The sequence below is a fragment of the Treponema saccharophilum DSM 2985 genome, from assembly GCF_000255555.1.
GTDB lineage: Bacteria > Spirochaetota > Spirochaetia > Treponematales > Treponemataceae > Treponema_D > Treponema_D saccharophilum.
Map to the genome: position 1 here is coordinate 263,656 of NZ_AGRW01000054.1, position 24,413 is coordinate 288,068.

Consider the following 24,413-nt stretch of genomic DNA (forward strand, 5'->3'; position numbering starts at 1 on the left):
TTTTCGTTAAGCTTTAAAATCATAACTCTGAACGTTTGAGATTGCAAATTATTTTAATATTATGGAGGCGCGGCGGATGGCCTACAGGATTGCCGTCGATTTTGGAAGGGAGCCGTCTCTGTGCGGCTCGAAACTTGGCGGGGTGCCGTATTGGGATTCCCATTCCGTCGATGAGTATCCGCGCGATTGCGCCGGCTCGATGATGATTCTCCTCGCGCAGGTGAATTTGTCGGATTTTCCCGTCGACGAGATTCCCGGCGGCGGGCTGCTCCAGTTCTTCATTTCCGCGGAGGGCGGAAGCTACGGGGCCGACTTCTCCTCGCCCGAGGCGCAGACCGTCCAGTCCGGGTTCCGCGTCGTCAGGCATCTGTCTGTTGACCCGTCCGTTACGCGCGCGTCGCTGTCGGCTTCCGGCATCCCGTGCGGAACGGCTTCATGCGGTTTTCCGACTCCCGTGCTCGAGGAGCGGGCGCTCACGGTTTTCCGCAATTCCCGTCCGTGCGGCGGCAGCGGAATCCTCGTCGATGCCGAATTCACGGGTGATGACCCGCGCCGGGGGAAGCTTCTTTCCCGCTACGGCTCCGTCCTCCTCCAGCTCGATTCCGTTGACGGCGCGATAATGTGGGGCGACTGCGGTACGGGGGCTTTCTTCATCGGCGAGGAAAATCTCCGTGCAGGGAATTTCTCCGACGTGCTCTACAATTGGGACTGCTGCTAGGAGTGTGTATGCGCCGACGCCTTTTTTTTCGACTGGCCGTTTTTTTCCTGCTCTTCTCCGTTTCCCGCTCGCTTTCCTCCGCAGAGGCGATTTCGCCGTACACGAAAGGGAAAATCGGCGAATTCATGGACCTTCGCGTGAGAATCAGGAGCACTTCGAGCGATTCCGAAGCCGTCGCAATAATTTCGGCGGCGGAGGACGAGGCTCTCGGCGGGCTTTTGGGAAAAGCCGCGGACATGGAGCAGGAGACGTGCATATTGCGGAGCATGTATCTCGTCGAGCGGCATGAGCATCTCCTCGCCGCGAAGAACAGGGATGCGCTCCGCAAGCTGATGAAAAGCCAGATGTCGCGGAACGTCGCGTGCCTTGAGGAGCGGCTCAAGTCCGGGGCGGAAATCAGCAGCTGGCTCTACCTGTATTGCGGCGACATCACCTCGTATTACATGACGCGCTCCATCCCCGCAACTCTCCTCTACGGGCTTCGCGTCAAGGCATGGTATGAGGGCGCCGTGGCGCTGTCGCCGAAGATGACGCTCGCGAACGTGAGCCTCGGGAACTGGTATTTCTACGCCCCGCCTCCGTTCGGGAGCAGGAAGAAGAGCGAGCGGTGCTACAAGGCTGCCGTCGAGGGGGCTGAGGCGGACGGGGAGAAGTACCTCGCGTACCAGTTCCTGTCGCAGCTGTATTTCGAGATGGGGAACGCGTCCGAGTCGGCCGCGTGCATCGACAAGGCGGCCTCGCTCGGGCTCGGGACTGCCGAGCTCGACGCCATGAGGGAGCTGAACGGGAAGGGGATTTCCCTTTTCGCGCACAACAGGAACCGCGTCGGCATCGACGAGGATATTCCCGAGGACGCGAAGGAGGCGGACGACAGATGATTCCCTCCAATAGGTTTAATAATTCCGTAAAATTTCCGATAATCATATCGTAGCGTAAGGCGACTATCGGACAAAATCGAGGTGAATATATGATTCGTGGTTGGTACATCGGTTCGAGCGGGATGAATGCCCAGCAGAACAGGCTTGACACAATTTCCAACAATCTTGCAAATGTGGACACTGCCGGATTCAAGAAGGACGTGTCGGTCTCAAAGTCTTTTCCGGAGCTTCTCGTCAGGAGAACGAAGGCTGACGGTGTGCTCCAGAATCCGTTCGGCTCGAGCGACGCGGCCCCGATTATCGGGAAGCTCGGTCTCGGCGTCGAGACGAACGAGAATTTCACCGAATTCGAGCAGGGAAGTTTCCGCGTGACGGACGAGCCGACCGATTTCGCGCTTGACGGCCAGGGATTCTTTGCCGTCGAGACGCCGCTCGGCGAGCGGTACACGAGGAACGGGAATTTCATCGTCGGCAAGGAGGGAATCCTTGAGACGAAGGACGGATACCCTGTCCTCGGCGAGAACGGGTACATCCGCCTCGAGAAAGTCCTCGAGGGCGCGAAATTCAACGTGAACGAGGACGGCGTCGTCCAGATAAACGCGAGGGAGGACGACGGCACCGACGAGATTGTCGACAGGATGAAGATTGTCCGCTTCGACAACGAGCGCTATCTCAAGAAGATGGGGAATTCGCTCTGGTGCCCGACCGACGTTTCCGGCAATGCCTACATCGCAGAGGGCGGAGAGCGCCCGCGCGCGCTGCAGGGGCTTATGGAAACGAGCAACGTCAACGTCGTCGAGGAGATGGTCAGGATGATTGAGGTCAACCGCGCCTACGAGGCGAGCCAGAAGACGATACAGAGCGAGGATTCGATGATGTCGACGCTTTGGAACAAGGTCGCGCTTGCGCGCTGATAACGCATAAAGGGGAGAAGAATATATGGTCAGAAGCCTTTGGACGGCTGCGACGGGAATGAACAGCCAGCAGTCTAATTTGGACACGATTTCGAACAACTTGTCGAACGTCAATACGACGGGCTACAAGCAGCAGCGGGCGGAATTCGAGGATTTGATGTATCAGAACGTCAAGCTCGCGGGAACGCCCGCAACGGAAGATACGGTGACTCCGGTCGGAATTCAGCAGGGCGCGGGCGCGCGCCTTGCCGCAACCCAGCGGATTTTCTCGCAGGGATCGCTGCAGAATACGGGTGTCGACACCGACGTCGCCGTCGTCGGTGACGGGTTCTTCCGCGTCCAGCAGTATGACGGAAGCTACGCGTACACGCGCGACGGAACGTTCAAAATAGATTCGAACGGGCAGCTCGTCAACTCGAACGGTCTTCGTGTCGTTCCCGAGGTGATAATGCCGGAGGGCTTCGACATACATTCCCTTTCGATAAGCGATGACGGACGCGTCACTGTCCGCATATTCGGGCAGAACGACCCCGTCGATGTCGCCCAGCTCGAGCTGTACCGGTTCCCGAACAACGCAGGACTCGAGGCGGCCGGGGACAACCTCTACAAGGCGACGAACGCGAGCGGGCAGGCGATTGCCGGCCGTCCGGGATTCGAGGGGTTCGGCGTCACGAAGCACAAATTCGTCGAGATGTCGAACGTCTCCGTCGTGAACGAGATGGTTCAGATGATTGTCGCGCAGCGCGCGTATGAATTCGACTCGAAGGCGATTCAGACGTCCGATTCGATGCTGTCCACTGCGGTGAACCTCAAGCGGTAGTTTTTTGCGGCGGGTGCCTTGAGCATCCGCTTTTTTTGTCCCTTCACCATTTTCCGTTTTTTTCCGATAATAGACCTGTTCGATAACAACGTTGTCGCCCGGGACGGGATTTTTGCCGCATCCCGAAAACAGCTGCACAAGCGAGGTTTCTCTATGAACACAATAAGCAATGCGCCCGGATTGGGCGCTTTTACAAACGGGCTCGGCGCTCTCGAGGGCGCGAGGATATCCTCCGAGAAGGGAAAATTCGATTCGCTTGTCGGGGAAATCTCAGCAGGCGGAAAAAAGGCGGGAGAGGGGCTCTCCTCAAGCCAGGTTTCCGAGGCGGGACGGCTGAACGGCGACTGGACGAGCGGTTTTTCCGGGTCGTTCTCTTCCCAGGCCGACAAGAACGCGCTTCCGCGCGGCGCCGCGGCAAACCAGGCGAACCCGAACGCGAAGCCGATGACGATAGACAGGACGTCGAAACTCTACGAGAAATCCATGGAATTCGAGAACTATCTCGTCAAGCAGATGCTTTCGGAGATGAGGAAGACCGTCATGAAAAGCGGGAACGAGGACAACGCGAAGAAAATTTACGAGGACATGCTTTTCGACGAGTATTCGACGATGATGACGAAGAACGCCGGCTTCGGTCTTGCCGACCAGATTTACCTCCAGCTTTCTAACGGCGGCGCGAACGACAATTCGTGAAAAAAAACGGATTTTCCGGAAATTGCTGTTGACACTTTTTCCGGAAATCTATATAGTATCAATCACTTCGCCGCTGTAGCTCAGTTGGTAGAGCAATGGACTGAAAATCCATGTGTCGTTGGTCCGATTCCAACCGGTGGCAGACTGAGAACCCTCCCGAAATCCGGGAGGGTTCTTTTTTTGTCAGCGGGCGCGCTCCTGTTCTTTTTTGCGGGGAATGTCATTTCGTGCGTTTTCTGATAGAATATCCCACCCGATTGGGAAAAATCTGGGAGAATAACATAGATGATTTCAAATTCAGCATGTCCGGCAGGCATGCCGCTTTCCGTTGGCGGCGTGCATTTTCATTTTGTCGGCATAAAGGGGACGGGCATGGCCGCCCTCGTCGAGATTCTCCATGCGCGCGGCGCCGTCATTACGGGAAGCGACGTGCAGGAGCGGTTCTACACGGATGAGGTTCTTGAGCGGCTCGGGATAAAGGCTGTTCCCTTTTCCGGCGGGAATATAACGGATTCCGTCCAGTACGTCGTGTATTCGAGCGCCTATTCGCCCGAGTCGAATCCCGACCTCGTGGAGGCGTTGCGGCGCGGCATTCCGATGATGCTGTATTCGGAAGCGCTCGGCGCGCTCAGCGCGACTGCGTTCAGCGCGGGCGTTTGCGGCGTCCACGGAAAGACGACGACGACGGGGATGGTGGGGACCATTTTGCGCGGCCTCGACATTCCCGCGCAGGTCCTTGCCGGCTCCGTCATATCGTCGTTCGGCGGGACGTGCACGATGACGAACGGCGCGATGTCCCGTGCGGGCGGCGCGAAGCCGTATTTCGTGGCGGAGACATGCGAGTACCAGCGGCATTTCATGTCGTTCCATCCGATGAAGATTATTTTGACTTCGGTTGAGAGCGACCATCAGGATTTTTACCCGACATACGCCGACATACGGGATGCTTTCGTCGATTATGCGTGCCTTCTTCCCGAGGGCGGGACGTTGATATATTGCGCCGATGATGCCGGAGCCTGCGAGGTTGCCGGAATCGTCGCGGGAAAACGGAGCGACATCGCCCTTGTTCCGTACGGCGTGAACGCTGACGGCCCCTACCGGCTCGAATTCGGCACCGTACGCGGCGGAACCCATACCTTTTTCGTCGAATCCCTCGGCGAGTGCGGAATTTGCGTGCCCGGCGACCACAATGTCAGGAATGCCTGCGCGGCAGCGGCGTTGTGCGCGGAGATTCTTCGCTCGGCAGGAAAGAATCCGTCCGACTTTGCGGGAAAAATAAAGGAAGGCCTCCGCAATTTCTCCGGGGGGCGAAGGCGGAGCGAGATTGTCGGCAGGGCAAAAACGCCGCTCGGCGAGGACGTCATATTCGTCGACGATTACGGCCACCATCCGACCGCGATAAAGACGACGCTCGCGGGCTTCCGCGAATTCTACGGCGGGCACAGGATTGTCGTGGACTTCATGAGCCACACGTACACGAGGACGGCGGCGCTTCTCGATGAATTCGCATCCAGCTTCGGTTCGGCGGACGACGTTATAATCAACAAGATTTACGGAAGCGCGCGCGAGGATGCGTCCGCGGCCTCCGTGACGGGGGAGATTCTGGCGGAGCGCGCCTCGTCATTCCATCCGCGCGTCGTTTATGCCGGCGAATTCGACGAGGCTGCCGAGAAGGGCATGGCGCTCCTCTCGTCCCCGTCCGGGGCAAAGGACGGCTGGCTTTTCGTCACGATGGGCGCCGGCGACAACTGGAAGGTCGGAAAGAAAATTTTGGAAAAGCTCGGTTCTTGATATAAAATAGACCTGTCCTGAATTCCGTTTCCGGGCAGGTCTGAAAAAAAAGAATGAATTTTAATTGCGGCGCTTTCCGGGCTTTTTTTCGGGGAGCCCCGTTTTTTTGGGGAAAGACAGATGAATTCAATGACAGGTTACGGATTCAGGGAGTCCGTCGTCGAAAATACACAGGTGAGCGTGGAGATGAAGTCGGTGAACAACAGGTTCCTTGATTTGAACATAAACCTCCCGTCGTTCCTGAACCCGCTTGAGGCGAAAATCAGGAGGATTGTCAGCGAGAAGGTCGTGCGCGGCAAGGTCGACGTCACGATTCGCGTCAAGGACATGAATTCTACGGCGCGCGTTTCGGCAGACCCGCAGGCTGCGAAAATGTACGCGGACGCAATCGGCGAGATAGCGCGCGCTCTCGGCCGCTCGGACGAGGTTCCGCTCTCTCTCATCATTGCGCAGGACGGCGTGCTCACCGTGACACATGAGTATGACGCGGAATCGTACTGGCAGCGGATAGAGCCTGTTTTTGACGAGGTTTTCTCTCAGTTCCTCGCGGACAGAAAGCGCGAGGGCGAGAACCTCCGCCGCGATTTGCTGGCGAAGCTTGACGTTCTCGACGGCTGCGCGGCGTTTTTCCGCGAGTGGCAGCCCAAAATGGAGGAGAAATTCCGCGAGCAGGTCACGGCGAAATTCACGGAGCTGCTGGGCGATCGCGTCGATGAGAACCGCATAATGAGCGAGGTCGCCGCGATGCTCGTCAGGTACACGATAAACGAGGAGATTGTCAGGCTCCATTCGCATCTGTCGGTTCTACGGAAGGAATTTTCCGACAATCCTGTTCCCGGGAAGCGAATCGATTTCATATGCCAGGAGGCGAACAGGGAGATAAACACAATCGGCTCGAAGAACCAGTTCACCGAGGTCGGTGCTATGGTCATAAACGCGAAGGACGCGCTGGAGAACATCCGCGAGCAGTCCAAGAACGTTGAATAAAACAGGGGAGATGGAAATGTCAGAATACAAAATCAAGGACGGGAAGAAGCTCCGCATTGCCGTCAGCGGAAAATCGGGCTGCGGGAACACGACGGTCAGCACGATGCTTTCGGAGCGGCTCGGCGTGAACCTCATCAACTACACGTTCCGCCAGCTCGCGGAGGAGAAGGGGATGACCCTTCAGGAAGTGATTGAGAATGCGAAGACCGACGATTCATATGACATCGCCGTGGACACGCATCAGGTTGAGCTCGCTATGAAGGATTCCTGCGTGCTCGGGAGCCGGCTTGCGATATGGATGCTCAAGGATGCGGATGTGAAGGTCTACCTGATAGCGAGCGACGACACCCGCGCCAAGAGAATCCTCAACAGGGAGGGTGGCGACCTTGAGAAGATAAAGGAATTCACTGCTTTCCGCGACTCTCAGGATTCGGCACGGTACATGAAGCTTTACGGAATCGACAACAGCGAGTTCGAGTTCGCCGACTTGAAAATCGATACGGCGACGCGCACCCCGGAAGTAATCGTCGATATGGTTCTCGATTACCTGCTCAGCCGCGGCCTTGTCGAGAGGGCGTGAGAACGCTGTTCCGTTTCGAAAAAAAATCGGCGGAATTGCGTTTTTTCTGTTGACAGAATCCGGCTGATGGTGTATTCTACTCACCATCAGCTTGCTGATATGTCTCCTTCGTCTAGTGGTTAGGACATCGGGTTTTCATCCCGACAACAGCAGTTCAATTCTGCTAGGAGATGTTTGCGCCTATCTTTCGATAGGCGCTTTTTTTTTGTCCGTGGCATGATTTTGTTTTTCTTGTCAGGGCAAAAAAAAAGAGGCCCGGAAATACCGAGCCTCTTTCGTTCTCCACCCAGGATTCGAACCCGGACTATGGGCACCAAAAGCCCGTGTGCTACCATTACACCAGCGGAGAATATGCTCTAAAGTCTATCAGAAATCTTCCCCTGTTGCAAGGGACGATTCCTGCTCGCCGGTTGATAGGGGGGCGGATTTCAATGAAACCGGATTCGCTCTGAACTTGGCGGCAAAAATGAAATCCCGCTCTCCCAGGAAGGTGCCTGGGCAAAATCGTAGTCCGGCACCTTCCGCGCGTCACATTTCTATCGACGCGAACCGCTCGAATGTCTTTGACGCGTACTCGCGGACGGCGGTGTCGTAAACGGGCGAGCCGAGCTGCCGCAGAATTTCCTTCCCGTGGTTTATCAGGGCGGGGCGCCCCATGTACTTGCATATGCTGAACGTCGCGTCGCACACGTTCTTGAGCAGCGCCGTGTTCTTCTGCAGCTGCGGGCTTCTTATCGCGATTTCGTATGATGTCAGGATTTCCCCGTCCGGGTCGAACATCTGCTGCCCCGACGCATACACGAGCGCGGAAAGAAGCTGCGGGTCCCTTTCGTATCGTATGAGGGTCGCGAAGTCGGAGGAGAACCCGCTGCATCCGATTTGCGCCATCATCGCGAGAAGCTTCTGCGTGTAGATGGGGTTCCGCGCGAAATAGCTTTGGCTTGGGTTCTTCTGGTAGAAGGATTCCTTGTAGCTCGCAAGCTCGGATTGTATCCCGACAAGGAATTCGCGTTCCTTCCGCCCGTAGTCGCCCGCCTTCAGCGCCTTCTGCGTCTCCGCGAGCTTTTCGTCGGAGAACATCCGTATCCCGAGAATCCTGTCCGACTGCGTTATTTCCTGCTTCTTTATCGCGTCCTCCGGCGTGTCCGGCTTCTCCGCCTCGCCGATGTCGCTCGAATAGGTGTCGTCCCAGAAATCCTTGTAGACGGCTTTCGTCGTCTGCATCGTGTGGAACGATTTGAGCGACCAGTCCTTCATGCACAGTATCAGGTGGTTGCTCCTCGTGTAGTAGAGGAAGTCCCATTGGCTTTTCTGGGGGAGGGCAGCCTCCCAGATTATCGTCCCGTCCTCCGCGAATTCGCACGCCGTCGAGGAGTCCGCGATGAAGAACCCCGCGTCCGTCTGCTTCGCGAGCTGGATTTCTCCCGGCGAGAACCGTTTCAGCGCGAACTGGTTGAGGAATTCCCCGTTCGACGTCCTCAGTATTATCGCGGTCGTGTTCCCGCCCGTGCTGAAGAAAAATGCGGCGTTCCCGCTCGCCTTTGAGTAGCAGATTGCGAACGCGCCTGACGGGATGTACGATTTCTGTATCCACGGCGAGTCCGCAAGCCCGTTCACCACGTTGCAGAGTCCTATCGAACCGTTCTGGAGCGCGACGAGTATTCCCTGCTCGCAGCTTACTGCCGTCTGGACGACGCTCGAGAAAATCAGGTCCTCCATTTCCTCGCCGAACTGTGAGAACCGCTTTCCTGTCGTCTTCCCGTCCTTCGTGTCCGCCATGAATATGACGACGCTCCCGTCGTTGAGCAGGCACGTCGGCATGTCCGCGATTTTCCCCGTCTCGACCTGCCATTTCCTCGTCCCGTTTATCCCGAAGCACGCCAGCGCGCTCTGCCCGTGGACGAAAATCCGCCCGTCGTGTCCTATGACGGGGTTCTCGGTTATCCTGAACGAGTTCGATGCCGTCCAAAGGTTCGTCCCGGACTGGTTCACCAGCGTGATTTTTTTGTCGTTCGTGACGACGTAGAGGAAATCGTCCCTCTCCGTGAAGTATTTGGACGGGCGCCCGTTCACGCCTTTCTTCCATATGACGTTTCCCTTCGACGTGCAGGAGCTGAGCATCCGCCCGTCGGTGAGGACCGCGATTCCGTACGATGTCTCGACCGCCGGAGCTATTGCCTCTCCTCCGATGACCGACTGCCAGTCGGGTTTTTGGGCCGACAAGTCGAGCGTCCTCATCGCGACCTGCGCGTGCGCGCCGCCGAGGAGGAATGCCGATGCCGCCGCAAGTAATGCCTTTCTCGCGTTCATGTCTGCTTCCTTTTTCTCAGAGCTTTCCGAAGAAAGCGAGGCTTTCCGTGTGCGCGGTCTGCGGGTAGAAATCGAGGAGAAACAGCTTCTCGAGCGTGTAGCCCGCGTCAATCAGCTTCTTCGCGTCGCGCGCGTGGGTGCTCGCGTTGCAGGAGACGCTTCGTATCTGCCCGATTCCGCTTCTCGCGAGCCAGTCGCTGACGGCGCTTTCCATTCCCTGCCTCGGCGGGTCGACCACCGCGGCGTCGAACGCCCCCTCTCGCGCGATGATTCCCGCCGCGTTCTGCGCGACGAATTTCTCGCATGACTGGCCGTAGCTTTCGTGCGCTTTCCCGCGCATGTTCTGCTCGGCGTAGACTATCGCGTCGCGGTTGTGCTCGACGAGCGTCGTCTTTCCGAACCTGTCGGCGAGGAACATGGAGAATGTCCCGCACCCGGAGTAGAGGTCGAGCACGGCGTTCCCGCCCATGTTCTCCGTCACTTTGCCGACCGCCTTCTCGAGGACGCCGAGGTTCGACTGGAAGAATCCCCGCGCGTCGAACGATATCGTTTTCCCGCAGAGATTGACGGTGCAGATGTTCGCGGGGCTTTGCATCGTCCCCTTGAAATGGACGTTCTTTTTCGCCCTGACTTTCGACTTCCGCCGCTCGCCGGCGCCGCTTATCTTTATTTCGCCGCTCGTCCTCTCCGGCTCACCCGCGATGAGGATTCCGCCTTCGTTCGCGACGCGGCTGTCCCCGAATATCTGGATTCTTCCGCGCGGCCGCTCCGGAGCTTTCGTCGCGGAAAGGTACGCGTTGATTTCCGGCGTCGCGATCGGGCAGCTGTCTATCGCGATTATCTCGTTCGATTCCCGCGCGTTGAAGCCTCCGTCCGTGAGCTGTATTCTTGCACGGTAGCCCCTGTCGCTTCCGCCGATAATCCCTATTTCCGGCGCTTCGATTTTCTCCCTTGAGAACGCCTCGCGCAGAATCGATTTCCTCAGTTCCGTCTGGAACTCCGCGTCGATGTGCTGCATCGAGCATCCGCCGCATATTCCGTAGTATTTGCAGAACGGCTCGACCCTGTGCTGGGATTTTTCCTTTATCGCAGTTATGCGCGCCTTGTCGTAGTCCCTGAACGATTTCGTGATTTCGACTTCGTATGTCTCTCCGGGAATAGCGTACGGGACGAAAACGTTTTTTCCCCCGATTTTTCCCATGCAGTCGCCGCCGGCGACCATCTTTTCGGCTTTGAGCAATTGAATATTCATGAGGGTAGGATAGTGCAAATCGCGGAAATGATACAGATTTCCGCGGGCGGGATGGGGGCGGGGGCGGAAGTCAGGCCGGATAGGACTGACTGTTCGGGGCGCGGGCGCGGCGGAACGCAGGATTGCGCTTGCGTGCAGAACAGAAATCGTGACGGGAGAAGTTGTGTTTTTCCCGTTGGGATGGACTCTTCCGCGAAGCGGAAAAAAATTTTTTAAAATTTGGACAAATGTATAGTAAACGTATGTTTTTTCCTGGCGAGAAAGTTTTCTTTTTGTGGCTCCCCGTTTGTTGACCTTCGGCGTTTAAAAATGCTAATATCTCAGAACACCCCCTTGAGGCTGCGTATGCGGTCTCCAAAAGTCCATAAGGAGAATACAGACATGAACAAGTATGAACTTATGACCATCTATCCCACAGAGGATGAGAAGTTCAAAGCAGGAACGGAAGCTGTCCGTGCCATCTTGGCGCAGTTCGGCGCTTCAATCGAGAAAGAGGAATCTTACGGCGACAGGGATTTGACTTATGAAGTCAAGAAGCAGACCCGCGGTCGTTTCGTCCTCTTCACGGTTTCAGCAAATCCCGCGAAAATCTCCGAGATAAACGCGCAGTTCAAACTCACTGTTGATTTGCTCAAATCTCTTTTCGTCAGAATCGACGAGAAATAATCATTCGGAAAAACAAGGCCATTCGGAGGAAAAAGCATGACTGATGTCAATACAGTTGTCATTGTCGGGCGTTTGACGCGTGATTTGAATACAGCTGAATCGAGGGAATATGCCGTCACCCAAAGCGGCATGTATCGCGCGAACATCAGCGTTGCTGTAAACACCCGCAGAAAGAATGGCGACCAGTGGATGGACGAGGCGAATTATTTCGACGTTACGATTTGGGGAAAACAGGCGGAGACGCTTGCCCCTTATCTCAAGAAAGGCAAGCAGATTGCCGTCGAAGGCTCGCTGAAGCAGGACAGATGGGTTGACAACACGTCCGGGCAGAACCGCAGCAAGGTGTATATCGTTGCTAACAACGTGCATCTTCTCGGTGCGAGCGGCAGGTCGGAGGGCGATTTTCAGTCGCCGATGGGGAATGCTCCGGCCGCACAGCAGGCTCCCGCCGCGAATCGTCAGCCGATGTTCCAGCCGCAGGCTCCCCAATTTGGGCAGCAGCCGACAGGATATTCCGGTAGCATGGACAGCTATTCGGACGACCTCCCGTTCTAATCCATCAAAAAAACTAAATTAGGAGACAAGATATGTCAGACGAAGTCGCAACGAACGAAGTTGAACAGAAAGTTGAAGATACTCAGGTCGCAGCTGACGGTCGCGAGAGCGATGACCGCGCGCCGAAGGGAAAGGGCAAGACATTCTTCCGCAAGAAGGTCTGCCGCTTCTGCGCCAACAAGGCGAAGATTGATTACAAAGATGTCGATACGCTCAAGCGTTTCACGACAGAGCGCGGCAAGATTCTTCCGCGCCGCATCACGGGAACGTGCGCAAAGCACCAGAGGGAATTGACCGTCGCAATCAAGCGCGCGCGCAATATCTGCCTCTTGCCGTTCGTGGCTGAGTAAGAGACCTGTTCGGAAGCCGCTGCTTTCATTTTTGTCTGCGCGGTTTCCGTTTTTTTCCGGTACGGAATCAAAAATATACGCTCGACGATCCGACTCCTGGTGACGCCGGGCGTATCCAATCCTAAATAGGAGCTTGAGATGAAAATCATTCTTAACGAAGATGTGAAGCACCTTGGAGAGAAAGGTGATGTGAAGAACGTTGCGAACGGATATGCCCGCAACTATCTTTTTCCGCGCGGTCTTGCCGTTATCTACAACGAGCAGTCTGTAGCATATTTTGAGTCAATCAAAGAGGAAATCGCTGCACGCAAAGAGCAGAAGAGAAAGGATGCGGCCAGCCTCAAAGAGAAGCTTGAGAGCTTGCTCGTCGAGCTTTCAATGCCGGCTGGTGCGAACGGCAAGCTCTACGGTGCCGTTACGGCTCAGACTGTCGCCGACTTCCTCAACAAGAACGGCTTCGAGATTGAGCGCAAGCGCATCGACATTCAGGGACTTGCAATCAAGTCTACAGGAAACTACCACGCTGTCGTTCACCTTTACGAGTCTCAGACTGCTGAGGTCAAGATTTCGGTCAAGGCTCAGAACGACGAGGCTGCAAAGGCTGTCGCTGCTGAGGAATCTGCAAAAGAAGAGCCCAAGGCTGAGAATGGAGAGAAATCTGAGTAATTTCTGTTGAAATGACAGGATTTTCTTTCACAAAGGGTCATTGACGCGTTCGGTGACCCTTATTTTTTTCGCTTGAACCTAAAAATGGAGGAGAAGAATGGATGTCAAACTCAAGGACACAGTCCCGCCGCACAATATAGAAGCGGAGAAAGCCACTCTTGGCGCGATGCTTCTTGATTGGGATTCCGTGAATTCCGTGCTTCTGCTGCTGCGTCCCGATGATTTTTACGTGCAGCAGAATCAGGTTGTCTTTGAGGGAATCGCTTCTCTTTCATTCCAGGGGATAAAAGGTGATTCCGTGACGCTAGTCGGGGAGCTTTCCAAAACGGGAAAACTCGACGCTGCGGGCGGGGTCGCCTATATTTCCTCGCTCACGAGCGTCGTTCCGACAAGCGCGAACGTCGAATACTACGCGAAGCTTGTCTCGGAGGCGTCAATCCGGCGCGGGCTCATAAAAATCGCCGCGGAAGTGAAAGCCGATGCGTTCGACGAGTCGAGGGACAGCCGCGCGATTCTGGACGAGGCGGAGAAGAAGATATTCTCCCTTTCGGAGATGGATCAGTCGAGCCCCGTCCGTACGATGCTCGACATCGTTCCCCAGGCGCTGGAGAACATTCAGTACCATTACGCGAACCACGAGGTCTTCACCGGAATTCCGAGCGGATTCGCGAAGCTCGACAGCATGACGAGCGGTTTTCAGGATTCCGAGCTGATAATAATCGGCGCGCGTCCGTCGATGGGAAAGACTGCCCTCGCGCTGAACATGATGGAGCATATCGCCCTCGTGCGGAAAATTCCCTGCGGATTTTTCTCATTGGAAATGTCGTCCGAGCAGATTGGCCAGCGAATCCTTTCCCAGGTGGGGCACGTTCCCGGAACGAAACTGAGGGACGGAACGATGAAGCTCGATGAACTGCAGAAACTTCAGATAGCCGCGGCAAGATGCTACGACGCCCCGCTTTACATAATCGACACGCCGAACATGCAGCTCGTTGAGCTCCGCGCCATGGCGAGGCGCCTCAGGCAGAAAAACGGCATAAAAATCATATTCATCGATTACATCGGACTTATCACGACGGAAAATTCGCAGGCTCCTGTGTACGAGCAGGTTTCCGAAATTTCGAAGTCGCTCAAAAGCCTTGCCCGCGAGCTTGAGATTCCGATTGTCGCGCTCTGCCAGGTCGCGCGCGATGCGGAGGGAAACGAGCCGACGCTCTCGCAGCTGCGCGGTTCCGGTTCCATCGAGCAGGACGCCGACGTCGTCATGTTCATCCATCGGGAACGCAAGAAGCAGGAGGACGGCACGGCGCAGTCTGTTCAGGACGCAAAGCTCATCGTCGCGAAGCAGCGAAACGGCCCTATCGGCGACGTCCCGCTTCTGTTCCTCTCGTCTTTTACCCGTTTCGAGAACGCTTCGGACGAGCGAATCAGGCAGGCCCAGCAGAAAAACGATTCGCCGGAAGCCGCCGCACATTCCGCCGGTCAGGAAGGCTTTGCCGAAAAGCGCCTGAACTTTCCGAAAATAACGTTCCCCGTCTCATAAAAAATGGCGACGTCTGCAGAATACCATGACTACGTGATGGAATGCCTCAACAAGGCTGGCACCGTCACTTCAAAAAAGATGATGGGGGAATACTGCCTGTACCATGACGGAAAATTGTTCGGAGGAATCTACGACAACCGCCTGCTCGTGAAGCGGACTGAAAATTCCGGAAAACTGCTGGGCGATTGTCCGCTCGAATATCCCTATGAGGGGAGCAAGTCTTTGATGTTCCTCGTGTCCGAATTCGAGGATGCCGAATTCATGAAAAAACTTCTCGACGGAATTGCCGTCGAAAAATCTCAGAAATAATGGGCGCGCGTTCGGATTCATCCGGAGCTGTCGTAAAATCCCCCGCCGAACCGTCTGTCGACACGATTTCCGGAATATCCTTTTTTCATAGTGTTCGGGAATAGCAGGGGAATTTCCCCGGCGGGCAAAAAAACGCCGCATGGAAACTGTTTTTTCTCCATGCGGCGTTTTTGCGTTTATGCTGGCCGGAAAAAGCGGTTTTCCTGTTTTTTCCGGCGGAAGCTTTCAGCTGTTCCTGCCGTTATTTCGCGTCTGCCGCTGAATTTCCCGCGTCCGGTGTCTTTCCGATGACGGTCAGGTCGTTCGGGTTGAGCAGGACAGGGGAGCCGTTGCTCGCCGTGACGAGAACGCCTTTCGCCGTTATCGTTATCGGTGTCGCAGCCTTGACGGAAACCGGCGACTTCACGAGCGTCTCCGCGTTGTTGTTGAATTTTCCGATGACGAAATTCGCCGCGCCTGTCTTGATTACGGCGTAGTACGTTCCCTCGTACTCGACGAGGACTGATGTCTCGGAAAGGACGTCGGTGCTTTCCTTCGCAATCTCAAGCGATTCCTTGTCGATGAGGACGAGCTTTATCGCGCCGTTTCCGAAATTCGTTCCCGCGATAGCCACGAAGTTTCCGCTGTCTTCGTAAACAGTCCTGCTTCTTATGACGGAAACAGGCGATTCCTTCACGAGCTCGCCCGTAGATGAATTCATCTTGACGATTGCGGACATCGCGCCAAGCTCGTCGACAGACTTCAAGCCGTAAAGGATGTTCTCCTCTGCGACTGCCTCAGACCGTATGAGCGCCTGCTGGTCGTCCGCAATTGCGGCGCGCTCATCCTGAGCCTCGGAGCGCTTCTTGTCGGCCTGAGCCTGCGCGGCGTTTGATTCTTCCTGAGCCTGCTTCGTCGCCTCGGCCTGCTCGGCAGTCTTTGCAGCCTGCTCGTCTGCTTTTGCCTGCTTGTCCTGGGCGTCGTTCTGCTTCTCATCGGCTTTTGCCTGCTTGTCCTGAGCGTCAGCCTGCTTCTGGTCTGCCTGAGCCTGCTTCTGGTCTGCCTGAGCCTGCTTCTGGTCTGCCTGAGCCTGCTTCTGGTCTGCCTGAGCCTGCTTCTGGTCTGCCTGGGCCTGCGCTTTCTGCGCGTCGGCCTGGGCCTGCGCGTCGTCAGGATTCGCCTCTGCGGCCTTCTTCGCCTCCTCTGCGGCCTTCTTCGCCTCCTCTGCGGATTTCTTTGCCTCGTCAGCAGACTTCTGCGCGTCGTCGGCAGACTTCTGCGCGTCGTCGGCAGATTTCTGCGCGTTGTCTGCGGCCTTCTGCGCGTTGTCTGCCTCGCGCTGTGCGGCGTTGGCGTCCTTCTTCGCCTGTGTCGCTTCCTGGTTCGCCTGAGCCGACTTCTCCTGCTCTTCCTTCAGCTTGTCGTTTTCCTCGGTCGCACGCTTCTGCGCGTCCTGGGCGGCGGCTTCCGCGTTGTCAGCCTCGCGGTCCTTTATGTCGACCATCTCCTTGCGGGAGTCGATTCCCTTGTCGTCCTCGTTCTGGAGCGAGCGGATTACCTGCCTGTCCGAAATTTCCGACGTGTTGACCGTGCTCAACCCTCCGTGAAGGTCGAAGAGCGGGATGACAATCTGCGTCGTTCCCGGCCATTCCTGATAGTTAGTCGAGATACCGATTTTTCCCGCGGTGAGGTTGTCCGTGACGATTTTCTTGTATTTCGCGGTGAAATTGTCGCTGTTGTTGCGGTAGACGGCGTTGTAGACCGTCGCGAACGTCGCGATTGTGTCGGCGTCCGCGCGCGAGTATCCGTAAGCCGACTCAAGATACGCGGAGATTATCCGGCGGAGGTTCCTGATGTGGTCGACCGTCGCGTTCTCCCCGATGACGAGGATGTCGGCGTCGAATTTCTCCGTCTCCTTCGGATCAACTGCGTGGATTATGTAATAGCGGCTCGGCGTTCCGACCGTCTTGAACGTGTCGGGATCCGCGGCGATTGTAGGAGCGAGGCTCGATCCGATTCCCCTGATTTGATCCACAGAGTTGATTATCGTGTGAGGCCCGCTATAGTTCTGGAAAACGATGCCCCTTCCGTTTGCAGATTCAAGTTCTGCCCGGTTCACCTCGAGCGAAAATGCGTTCGAAGCGGCGAACAAAACCAATGCAGCACAGAAAAGTCTTCTGCTTTTTTTCATTGAATTCCCCCGATTTTTGCAATTAAGAAATGACGAAATTATATCATAATGTATCGGCAGTTGCAAAAGAATAGAAAAGGGCAAGGTTTGATTAAGCCTTCTGGCGTTCGTCGTCGGCCCGCTTGTTGACGAACATGCGCGTTTGTTGGTAATATCATGCCTGTTTTCAGAGAGTGTTTTCCGTTCGTTCGCTTTTCTCTAGGTGGCGGACGCGGGATTCAGGCGCAGGAAAACGAATACGGTCTATCGACAACCGGAATTAATGCCGGTGGAGGGATTGCAAGTCTCCTCCTCGCTCTTTCGTCGAAAGAAGGGCGGAGCTGTCCCGTTGAAATCGGAAACTGTCGAACCTAGGAGTCCAATTATGGCAAGAAATCAGACATCTGCAGAGAAGAGATTCGCGCAGAGCGAAGTCCGCAGACTTCACAACAAGGCTATCAAGAGCGAGTGCCGCACTTTCGCGCGCCAGTTCGTCGAGGCTGTCGCAGCTAAGGACGAGAAGCTCGCCGAGGAGAAGCTCCGCGCTCTCGCGTCAAAGCTTGATTCAGCGCGCAGCAAGGGCGTTCTGACACGCAATGCTGTCTCACGCAAGAAGTCACGCATGGCGACGCTCTTCAACAAGACGTTCAAGGCTTCTAAATAAGCTTCGCCTTTTCGCGATGCAATTGCTATGATTCAAGGGCTTCCGAAAGGTTTTGGAAGCCCTTGTTTTTTTATCCAACCTTAATCCGGCGGGCGGTATGTCAGAGGAAAAAACAAAGAAAAACATAACGGTTTTCGGGCAGGAGACGGAATTCGACGGCGAGATTGAATTCACGGACAGCCTTGTCATAACCGGCAAATTCAACGGCTCCATAAATGCGACGGGAAGCCTGGAAGTCGAATCAAGCGCGCTGTGCTCCGTCACTTCCATGAAAGCAAAATCGATAGTCATTTCCGGCAACGTTACGGGCCCGATAGAGGCTGACGAATGCGTGGAGCTGTGTTCGGGAAGCTGCGTCAAGGGCGACATCTCCTCGCGCCGAATCAGGATTGCGGATGATGTCGATTTCGAGGGCAGCGTCTCCATGGTTGACTCAGAGCCGTCCGGCGAGCTTTTCTCGCTTGTCTCCGACGAGTACAAGAGCGCAATCGTACTGAAGTCGAACAATCCCAAATAAAACCGTTCGGAAGTTTGGGATTTACGAATCCGTCCTCCGTTTTCAGCGGAGGATTTTTTTTGCCGTTGCGGAAAACGCGCGCCGGCCTGTTTTTGCGCGGTCGATTTCTCGAAAGGCGTATTTCCGAGCGGTTTTCTGAATTTGTGATACAAGAGATTCAGAACTTGTTTCGGGGAATGCAAATTATGTGCGCGGGCATAAAAAAACGGATGAGAAATCATCCGTTTTTAAGCGGCAGAAGGGAGTCGAACCCTCGTCATCAGCTTGGAAGGCTGAGATAATGAGCCGTTATATGACTGCCGCAAAAGATGTAATCACTATATATTGATTTTTTAATTGTGTCAACATATTCTTTTGAAATTATGGAAAATTCTGAAAAAAAATATGTCCGTCCGACATGGGACGAGTATTTCATGGAAGTCGCGCGGACAATCGCCAAGCGCGCGACGTGCGACAGGGGCCGCTCAGGATGCGTCATAGCGCGCGACAACCAGATTCTCGTCACGGGATACGTCGGAAGCCCTTCCGGCCTTCCCCATTGCGACGAGGCGGGGCACCTCATGCGCAAGGTCGTCCACGACGACGGCTCCGTGACGCAGCATTGCGTGAGGACTGTCCATGCCGAGCAGAACGCGATATGCCAGGCGGCGAAGCGCGGAATATCGATTGACGGCGGGACGGTCTATTGCCGCATGACGCCGTGCCGGACGTGCGCGATGCTGCTCATAAACTGCGGGATAAAAAGGGTCGTCTGCGAGAAACATTATCACGACGAGGCTGATTCGCTCGAGATGTTCCGCGAGGTCGGAATAAAAATCGAGCATCTTGAGGACGGCGTGCAGACATACAAGAATATGTAGCGCTTCTTGTGCGGATACGCAAAAAAAAGACGCGGGATTCAAAGCGAACTTCAAATTCCGCGTCCTTTTTGTTTTTTACGCCTGGAGGTTCGCGAGAAGCCATTCCTTGAATGCGGCGTAGTCGTTCTCCATCGGAACGGCCTTGTCCTCAAGCTTCATGACCTGCTCGAGCCTGCCCGGAATGACGGGCGCGCTTCCCGTTGCCTTTTTGACGGTGTCGCCGAATTTCGCGGGATGCGCCGTCTCAAGGATGATGCCGACGGCCTGCTTTTTTACGGCCTTGTCAGCCCAGCAGGGGAGGTTCGGGGTGAGCCCCGGTTTCGTGATGTCTCCCTTTTCCCCGTTCGCGAGTTTTTCCATCGCCCCGGTCTTTATGTCGTACCATGCCTTCCAGCCGACGGAACCGTGCGGGTCGATTGTGTATCCCGTTTTCTCGTAGCAGTGCTTTATCGAGCTGATGATTCCCTCGTCGTCGAGCCAGTAGGCGGCGAAGAGACGGCGCACGTCGTCAAGCGAGTACATCGCCGCAATCCTCTCGTAGTTTGACGGGGCTCCGACATCCATCGCGTTCGCGAGCGTCGCGACTGACGGGCGCGCGTTGTAGTCGCCTGTCGCAATCCAGTCGGGAATCGTGCGGTTCGAGTTCGTGGCGGCGACGAATCCCGCAATCGGGGCGCCCATCTCGCGGGCAATCAGCCCCGACGTGAGGTTGCCGAAATTCCCGCTCGGGACGACTGCGATAATGGCCGGCTCCTCAATCTTGCTGTCGCCCCATGCGCGGTTCCGCACGACGAGGCTCGAATACATATAGTAGAAGCTTTGCGGAAGAAGCCGCGAGATGTTTATCGAATTCGCCGAAGAGAGGCGGAGGCGCGCGCGGAGCTCCTCGTCCGTGAACGCGGTCTTCACCAGCTTCTGGCAGTCGTCGAACGTTCCCTTCACCTTGAGCGCGCGCACGTTCCCGTCAAACGTGGAAAGCTGCTTTTCCTGAATCTTGGAGATTTTTCCTTCCGGATAGAGGATTGTCACGTCGAGCCCCGGCACGTTGTGGAAAGCGCTTCCGACAGCAGAGCCTGTGTCGCCCGATGTCGCGACGAGAATGTGCAGCGGCGAATTCTCGTTCCTGTTGAAGTACGACATCACGCGCGCCATGAACCTCGCTCCGAAGTCCTTGAACGCGCATGTCGGGCCGTGGAAAAGCTCGAGGACGTACGATGTCGGGTCGAGGGGGACGACCGGCGCAGAGAACGGGTATGCGTCTCCGATTATGGAAAGGAGGTCGCCGTCGGGAATCTCGCCCTCGACGTACGGCTTCGCCATCCTGAACGCGATGTCGCGGAATCCCGGCTCCGGGTTCTTGTTGATGAAGTCGGTGTCGAGCTTCGGGAAGGATACGGGGATGTACAGACCACCCGTCTCCTTGTTCATGCCGTTGATGACCGCGGTCCTGAAGTCCGCTTTTACCGATTTGTCCCTTGTGTCTGTGTAAACCATGTTTCTTCCTCTATTTTTTTTAGTGTTTCACATTCCGTAATCGATTTCGGAGGCAAGCGCGGCAGAAATCGCCTCCCGTGCCTCCGCAACCGTCTTGCCCGCGGCGCGCTTCGTCGTGCTGAACAGGATGAGGTTCCCCGCGTCCGCTGATTCAGCCTTCAGGTTCATGCAGGAAACGTCCGCGACGAGCGCGACTTCCCCGTCTTCGGCATCCTCGTCGTATTTGACCGTCCCGAATATCAGGTATGCCATGCTCCCGTTGTATCTGCGCGTGTCCGAATAGATTTTTGCCGTGTCGCCTTTCTTTATTGCAGGCGTGAAGTCGTCGTTTCCGATGCGGGTGAATCCCGCCTTGATGAGGTTTATGAGGAGCTTCGACGATGAAATCGAGTCGCCGAGGACGGCCGTTCCGTCCTTCTTGTATTCGAGGAGCGAGATTACTCCGCCCGCGTTCCTCATGTTCGTCCTTACGTTGAATTCCGCCGTCGTCCCGTGCCCCGCGATTTCCTCCGCGACTGAATCCCCGACGGCCTCGCTGAATGCCGGCTCGAACGAGATTTTGTCCCTGAACGCGAATGTCGGAACGGGCGGCATGAAAATCGCGTTTCCGTCCAGGTCCGTTTCGAGCGTCGCCGTCCGGTAGACTGTTTTTCCGGCTGCGTCGCGCGATGCCGGATACGATACCGCAACGCCGAAATTCGGAAGCGCGTTTCCGTCCTTCGTTACTTTCACGGAGAACGCCGACGGGAACGGCTTGAGCTTCGTCGTTTCCCTCGGCGCCGATTCAACGCTCATGGAAACGCCGTCAAGCATCGCGATGAATGATGACGCGTCATGGCCGACCGCTACGTCGCCGGATTCCGACGTTTCCTGCCCGTCTTTTTCCACGGCGGGCTTGTCCGTCTGCAATTCGTCGGCAAAATCGTTTGACGCGCAGGAAAACAGCGCGAACGACAGGGCTCCGAGCGAGATTTTTATCATTCTTTTCGTGATTTTCATCTGTGCGATTCTCCGGGAATGGTTGGTGAAACTTCGACGATTATATAGGTATTCGCGCACTTCCTCAATAAAAATGCGTCGTGCCGTCGGGGACAAACGCGCGTCGCGGCGGATTTTCCCCCGGTCGTTGAACAAAAGAATCGCTCGGTCTAAAATCGTCACCCATGAAACCAACGATAGCGAAAATATACATAGAAAATTTGCGCGCCAACCTGCGCTTCATCCGCTCGAAAATAAGAACCGGCGCGAAGATGTGCGTCGCTGTAAAGGCTGACGCGTATGGCCACGGCGCCGTCGTGTGCGCGCGCGAGGCTGTCGCGTGCGGCGCGGATTTCCTCGCGGTGGCGAGGGTGAGCGAGGGCATTGAGCTGAGGGAGGCGGGAATTTCCGTTCCGATTCTTCTGCTGAGCCTGTGCGACCGTTCCGAGATGGACGACCTCGTTTCGTTCGGGATAACTCCGCTCGTCTTCGACTCGGAATACATCGGCGAAGTCGCGGCGGCGGCGGGGCGGGCGGGCAAGCGCGGCTTTTCCGTCCATCTCGCGGTCGATACGGGTATGGGGCGGATTGGATGCCTTCCGGAGAATGCCGTTTCCCTCGCGCGCGAGATTGCGGGGAGCGGCGTCCTGTCTCTCGGGGGGATGTGCACGCATTTCTCCACGGCGGATTCGTTCGACGATGGCGATGTCGAATTCACCGACCTGCAGTTCAGGCGTTTTCTGAAGGCGACCGAGGACGTGAGGAGCGCGGGAATCGACCCGGGAATACGGCACTGTGCGAATTCGGCGCTCACGCTCGCGCGTCCCGAGACTCATCTCGACATGTGCCGCCCGGGAATCATCGTCTACGGCTACTATCCCGGAGACATCCGCGGCAGCGAGCTCAAGCCCGTGATGTCGCTCTCGACGAAGGTCGTCGCAATCCGACGTTTTGCCGCGGGCGTTCCTGTCTCCTACGGCAGGACATGGACGACATCATGTCCGACGAACATCGGGGTTCTTCCCATCGGATATGACGACGGGCTTTTCAGGCGCTTCGCCGGAAAGCTCAGCGTTGCCATAAACGGGAAGGCGTATCCCGTCCGGGGCAGAATCTGCATGGACCAGTGCATGGTCGAGCTGTGGGACGACGACGTTCCGCGGTGGAGCGAGGCCGTCGTCTTCGGCCCTCCGGAAAGCGGCGCGCTCCAGACTGCGGAGGAGCTTGCCGCCATGACGGGAACAATATCCTATGAAATAACATGCCAGGTGTCGAAGCGCGTCGAGCGCGTTTTCGTCGGCTGACTGTCCTATATTCCGAGCAGCTTCCTGACCTCGGAGACGAGGTAGAACGAGCCCGTCACGAGAAGCGGGGCGTTCTTCCTCGCCGAAGCCGAAACCGCCGCCTTAATCATCGCGCAGAAATCCTCGTCTGCGGTGAACGGAATCCCCGCGCGCGAGAACGAGCGCTCCATCTCCCCGATATCCGATTTCTTGACCGTTCCGGGACGCGTCACGAAGACGTCGGAGAAATTCCCCGCGAACAGCGGCGCGATGTCCGCGGAATCCTTGTCGGCGGCGCACCCGAAAAGCAGCGTTCCGTCCTTCCTTCCGCCGAACAGCGCCCGGTACGTCTCCATCGTGAACCGCTCCGAATTCACCGTATGCGCCCCGTCGAGTATCGCGCACGGGAAGCCGAGCCTTCGCGCGTCGACGACCTCGAACCGCCCGGGAAGGCTCGCGACGGAAAGCCCCATCTCGATTTGCGCCTCGTCCGTCTTCGGAAGGGCAATCTTCACCGCCGCCGCCGCGAGCGCCGCGTTCATCGCCTGAACCTCGCCGAGAAGCCTCATCTTCGCTTCGAGCGGCCTCCTGAAAAGCGGCGACTCGATTTTCACGAACATCGAATTCCCCTCGAACCGGTGCGTCACGGAGCTGACGATTTCGTCGATGAACCGAATCTCTGAGCCGCGCTCCTTCGCTATCGTCCTGAAAACGGCGCGGACGCTTTCCTGCTGGGGCGCGACGACGACGGGTACGTTCCGCTTTATGATTCCGCCTTTCTCCGCGGCGATTTTCTCCACCGTGTCGCCGAGAAATTCTGTGTGCTCGAGCTCTATCGGCGTTATGACCGAAATCTTCGGCGTGATGACGTTCGTCGCGTCAAGCCGTCCGCCGAGCCCCACCTCGTAAACCGAGTAGTCGACCTTCGCCTGCCTGAACGCAATCATCGCGTAGAGCGTCACAAGCTCGAACCACGTCGTCGGCCTTTTTCCGGGGAACGATTCCGCCGGTATTTTCCCGATTCCGTCCATAAGCTCCGATGCGGCGTCCGCGTACGTCTTTTCGGGAAGCCTCGAGTGCGCGGTCCCGATTCTCTCCGCGAAGTCGATTATGTGCGGAGATGTGTAAAGCCCCGTCCGCGAGCCGCCTGCGTCGAGTATCGAGGAAATCATCGCGGAGACGGAACCCTTTCCCTTGCTTCCCGCGACATGGAACGCCGGCGCGAATATTTCCGGATGGTTGAACTGCGCGCACAGGAATTCCATCGTGTCGAGCCAAAATATGTCCTTTTGCGGAAGCTTCTCGAAATTGAGGTATGAGTCGAGCCATTGCCCGAGCTTTTGAAGAGATTCTGACATAATGCGGATGATTATAGAGGGCGCCCGCATTGTTTTCTAGGGTTATTCGATTTTTGTAGCGGGCGCGTTCGCAACAAA

The 24,413-nt window shown here is 56.3% G+C and carries 24 protein-coding genes and 4 tRNA genes; 20 read left to right on the forward strand and 8 right to left on the reverse strand.

The window, feature by feature from the left end:
- The first annotated feature begins 76 nt into the window (after nucleotides 1-76).
- The 10 genes from TRESADRAFT_RS13645 to TRESADRAFT_RS13690 all read left to right on the forward strand — a co-directional run bounded on the left by TRESADRAFT_RS13645 (nucleotide 77) and on the right by TRESADRAFT_RS13690 (nucleotide 7,554).
- Nucleotides 77-718 (forward strand): YwqG family protein, encoded by a 642-nt coding sequence (locus TRESADRAFT_RS13645; protein ID WP_002706429.1) that lies wholly within the window; start codon nucleotides 77-79, stop codon nucleotides 716-718.
- An 8-nt stretch (nucleotides 719-726) separates the two neighbouring features.
- Entirely contained in the window at nucleotides 727-1,596 is an 870-nt protein-coding gene (locus TRESADRAFT_RS13650; RefSeq protein WP_002706430.1) for a hypothetical protein, read from the forward strand.
- Nucleotides 1,597-1,685: 89 nt separating this feature from the next.
- Complete coding sequence (gene flgF, locus TRESADRAFT_RS13655; protein ID WP_002706431.1) at nucleotides 1,686-2,510, forward strand: flagellar basal-body rod protein FlgF; 825 nt, start codon at nucleotides 1,686-1,688, stop codon at nucleotides 2,508-2,510.
- 25 nt (nucleotides 2,511-2,535) lie between these two features.
- Nucleotides 2,536-3,330, forward strand: coding sequence for a flagellar basal-body rod protein FlgG (gene flgG, locus TRESADRAFT_RS13660; protein WP_002706432.1), 795 nt, complete (start codon nucleotides 2,536-2,538; stop codon nucleotides 3,328-3,330).
- 153 nt (nucleotides 3,331-3,483) lie between these two features.
- Entirely contained in the window at nucleotides 3,484-4,023 is a 540-nt protein-coding gene (locus TRESADRAFT_RS13665) for a rod-binding protein (RefSeq protein ID WP_002706433.1), read from the forward strand.
- A 69-nt stretch (nucleotides 4,024-4,092) separates the two neighbouring features.
- Nucleotides 4,093-4,165 (forward strand) — tRNA-Phe (locus TRESADRAFT_RS13670).
- A 143-nt stretch (nucleotides 4,166-4,308) separates the two neighbouring features.
- Nucleotides 4,309-5,814 (forward strand): UDP-N-acetylmuramate--L-alanine ligase, encoded by a 1,506-nt coding sequence (murC, locus tag TRESADRAFT_RS13675; RefSeq protein WP_002706434.1) that lies wholly within the window; start codon nucleotides 4,309-4,311, stop codon nucleotides 5,812-5,814.
- A 120-nt stretch (nucleotides 5,815-5,934) separates the two neighbouring features.
- Entirely contained in the window at nucleotides 5,935-6,801 is an 867-nt protein-coding gene (locus tag TRESADRAFT_RS13680; protein ID WP_002706435.1) for a YicC/YloC family endoribonuclease, read from the forward strand.
- Between the two features lie 16 nt (nucleotides 6,802-6,817).
- The gene (cmk, locus tag TRESADRAFT_RS13685) at nucleotides 6,818-7,381 is read left to right on the forward strand and encodes a (d)CMP kinase (RefSeq protein ID WP_002706436.1); all 564 of its coding nucleotides are present in this window, start codon (nucleotides 6,818-6,820) and stop codon (nucleotides 7,379-7,381) included.
- Nucleotides 7,382-7,482: 101 nt separating this feature from the next.
- Nucleotides 7,483-7,554: transfer RNA gene (locus TRESADRAFT_RS13690), tRNA-Glu, on the forward strand.
- 105 nt (nucleotides 7,555-7,659) lie between these two features.
- Here TRESADRAFT_RS13690 and TRESADRAFT_RS13695 read toward each other — a convergent pair.
- The 3 genes from TRESADRAFT_RS13695 to TRESADRAFT_RS13705 form a co-directional block, all read right to left on the reverse strand.
- Nucleotides 7,660-7,730 (reverse strand) — tRNA-Gln (locus TRESADRAFT_RS13695).
- A gap of 179 nt (nucleotides 7,731-7,909) precedes the next feature.
- On the reverse strand, nucleotides 7,910-9,691 hold the full coding sequence (locus TRESADRAFT_RS13700; protein WP_002706438.1) for an outer membrane protein assembly factor BamB family protein: 1,782 nt from the start codon (nucleotides 9,689-9,691) through the stop codon (nucleotides 7,910-7,912).
- A gap of 16 nt (nucleotides 9,692-9,707) precedes the next feature.
- Nucleotides 9,708-10,943: a class I SAM-dependent RNA methyltransferase gene (locus tag TRESADRAFT_RS13705; RefSeq protein WP_002706440.1), complete on the reverse strand. Its 1,236-nt coding sequence runs from the start codon at nucleotides 10,941-10,943 to the stop codon at nucleotides 9,708-9,710.
- Nucleotides 10,944-11,324: 381 nt separating this feature from the next.
- Here TRESADRAFT_RS13705 and rpsF point away from each other — a divergent pair, with 381 nt between their 5' ends.
- The 6 genes from rpsF (at nucleotide 11,325) to TRESADRAFT_RS13740 (ending at nucleotide 15,032) form a co-directional block, all read left to right on the forward strand.
- The gene (gene rpsF, locus TRESADRAFT_RS13715; protein ID WP_002706441.1) at nucleotides 11,325-11,609 is read left to right on the forward strand and encodes a 30S ribosomal protein S6; all 285 of its coding nucleotides are present in this window, start codon (nucleotides 11,325-11,327) and stop codon (nucleotides 11,607-11,609) included.
- Between the two features lie 36 nt (nucleotides 11,610-11,645).
- Nucleotides 11,646-12,164, forward strand: coding sequence for a single-stranded DNA-binding protein (locus TRESADRAFT_RS13720; RefSeq protein WP_002706442.1), 519 nt, complete (start codon nucleotides 11,646-11,648; stop codon nucleotides 12,162-12,164).
- A gap of 32 nt (nucleotides 12,165-12,196) precedes the next feature.
- A complete protein-coding gene (gene rpsR / locus TRESADRAFT_RS13725) occupies nucleotides 12,197-12,514 on the forward strand; it encodes a 30S ribosomal protein S18 (protein WP_002706444.1) in 318 nt (105 codons plus the stop codon).
- A 138-nt stretch (nucleotides 12,515-12,652) separates the two neighbouring features.
- Nucleotides 12,653-13,180 (forward strand): 50S ribosomal protein L9, encoded by a 528-nt coding sequence (gene rplI / locus TRESADRAFT_RS13730; RefSeq protein ID WP_002706445.1) that lies wholly within the window; start codon nucleotides 12,653-12,655, stop codon nucleotides 13,178-13,180.
- Nucleotides 13,181-13,277: 97 nt separating this feature from the next.
- Nucleotides 13,278-14,723, forward strand: coding sequence for a replicative DNA helicase (gene dnaB, locus TRESADRAFT_RS13735; RefSeq protein ID WP_002706447.1), 1,446 nt, complete (start codon nucleotides 13,278-13,280; stop codon nucleotides 14,721-14,723).
- A 3-nt stretch (nucleotides 14,724-14,726) separates the two neighbouring features.
- A complete protein-coding gene (locus TRESADRAFT_RS13740) occupies nucleotides 14,727-15,032 on the forward strand; it encodes a TfoX/Sxy family protein (RefSeq protein ID WP_002706448.1) in 306 nt (101 codons plus the stop codon).
- A 241-nt stretch (nucleotides 15,033-15,273) separates the two neighbouring features.
- On the opposite strand, the gene TRESADRAFT_RS15440 is transcribed toward TRESADRAFT_RS13740, so the two are convergent.
- The gene (locus TRESADRAFT_RS15440; RefSeq protein ID WP_002706449.1) at nucleotides 15,274-17,202 is read right to left on the reverse strand and encodes a P83/100 family protein; all 1,929 of its coding nucleotides are present in this window, start codon (nucleotides 17,200-17,202) and stop codon (nucleotides 15,274-15,276) included.
- A 364-nt stretch (nucleotides 17,203-17,566) separates the two neighbouring features.
- Between TRESADRAFT_RS15440 and rpsT the strand changes: the two genes are divergently transcribed.
- Nucleotides 17,567-17,845 carry a 30S ribosomal protein S20 gene (rpsT, locus tag TRESADRAFT_RS13750; RefSeq protein ID WP_002706450.1) on the forward strand — a complete coding sequence of 93 codons (279 nt, stop codon included), beginning with the start codon at nucleotides 17,567-17,569 and terminating at the stop codon, nucleotides 17,843-17,845.
- Between the two features lie 97 nt (nucleotides 17,846-17,942).
- Nucleotides 17,943-18,362, forward strand: coding sequence for a bactofilin family protein (locus TRESADRAFT_RS13755; protein WP_002706451.1), 420 nt, complete (start codon nucleotides 17,943-17,945; stop codon nucleotides 18,360-18,362).
- A 230-nt stretch (nucleotides 18,363-18,592) separates the two neighbouring features.
- On the opposite strand, the gene TRESADRAFT_RS13760 is transcribed toward TRESADRAFT_RS13755, so the two are convergent.
- A tRNA-Gly gene (locus tag TRESADRAFT_RS13760) sits at nucleotides 18,593-18,665 on the reverse strand.
- 59 nt (nucleotides 18,666-18,724) lie between these two features.
- On the opposite strand from TRESADRAFT_RS13760, the gene TRESADRAFT_RS13765 reads away from it, so the two are divergent.
- Nucleotides 18,725-19,222 carry a deoxycytidylate deaminase gene (locus tag TRESADRAFT_RS13765; RefSeq protein ID WP_002706452.1) on the forward strand — a complete coding sequence of 166 codons (498 nt, stop codon included), beginning with the start codon at nucleotides 18,725-18,727 and terminating at the stop codon, nucleotides 19,220-19,222.
- A gap of 75 nt (nucleotides 19,223-19,297) precedes the next feature.
- Here TRESADRAFT_RS13765 and thrC read toward each other — a convergent pair whose 3' ends face one another.
- Entirely contained in the window at nucleotides 19,298-20,716 is a 1,419-nt protein-coding gene (gene thrC, locus TRESADRAFT_RS13770) for a threonine synthase (RefSeq protein ID WP_002706453.1), read from the reverse strand.
- Between the two features lie 27 nt (nucleotides 20,717-20,743).
- Nucleotides 20,744-21,715, reverse strand: a complete 972-nt coding sequence (locus TRESADRAFT_RS13775; RefSeq protein WP_002706454.1) for a hypothetical protein — start codon at nucleotides 21,713-21,715, stop codon at nucleotides 20,744-20,746.
- 164 nt (nucleotides 21,716-21,879) lie between these two features.
- On the opposite strand from TRESADRAFT_RS13775, the gene alr reads away from it, so the two are divergent.
- Nucleotides 21,880-22,998: an alanine racemase gene (gene alr / locus TRESADRAFT_RS13780; RefSeq protein WP_002706455.1), complete on the forward strand. Its 1,119-nt coding sequence runs from the start codon at nucleotides 21,880-21,882 to the stop codon at nucleotides 22,996-22,998.
- A 5-nt stretch (nucleotides 22,999-23,003) separates the two neighbouring features.
- Here the strand turns inward: alr and TRESADRAFT_RS13785 are convergent, their stop codons facing one another.
- Entirely contained in the window at nucleotides 23,004-24,335 is a 1,332-nt protein-coding gene (locus TRESADRAFT_RS13785) for a bifunctional folylpolyglutamate synthase/dihydrofolate synthase (protein WP_040843180.1), read from the reverse strand.
- Between the last annotated feature and the right edge of the window lie 78 nt (nucleotides 24,336-24,413).